Here is a 500-nt window from a genome sequence, read left to right on the forward strand (position 1 = left end):
CGGGCCTGGAGCTGGCGGCGCTGTACCACGAGCGCTGGGAAATCGAGGGTGTGTTTGACGAGTTCAAGACGCACTTGCGTGGCGCCAGCACCGTGCTGCGCAGCAAGACGCCGGACCTGGTACAGCAGGAGCTGTGGGGGCTGCTGCTGGCGCACTTCGCCGTGCGCCAGCTGATGGCGCAAGCGGCTTGGCAGCAACAGCTCGATCCGGACCGCTTGAGCTTCATGCACGCCGTGCGCGTGATCAAGCGAAAAATGCCGCAAGCAGCGGCTGTTCCCCCCTGAGCGCATCGGAAGTTGGCGCGACGCGCTGCTCGCYGAGATCGGCCGCGGCCGCTGCGTGAGCAGCCGCGGCCGCCACAACCCGCGAGGGGTCAAGCGCAAGATGAGCAAYTTCAAAGTGCGYCGTCGCGGCGCCGAGCTCCACCGCAGRCRTGAGCCGACGCCGGCGTTGCGCGTGCTACGTATCTGAACAGTATTGGATCTAGACCTGATCTAGAC

General features: G+C 65.9%; 1 protein-coding gene. It reads left to right on the forward strand.

Translation table 11 applies throughout. The annotated features are described in order from the left end of the window. A partial coding sequence (locus ACXJ3V_RS20935) for a transposase (protein ID WP_457102277.1) occupies window positions 1-284 on the forward strand: 284 nt, incomplete at its 5' end. Window positions 285-500: the final 216 nt, after the last annotated feature.

It is taken from the genome of Microbacterium sp. P5_E9 (assembly GCF_054049175.1).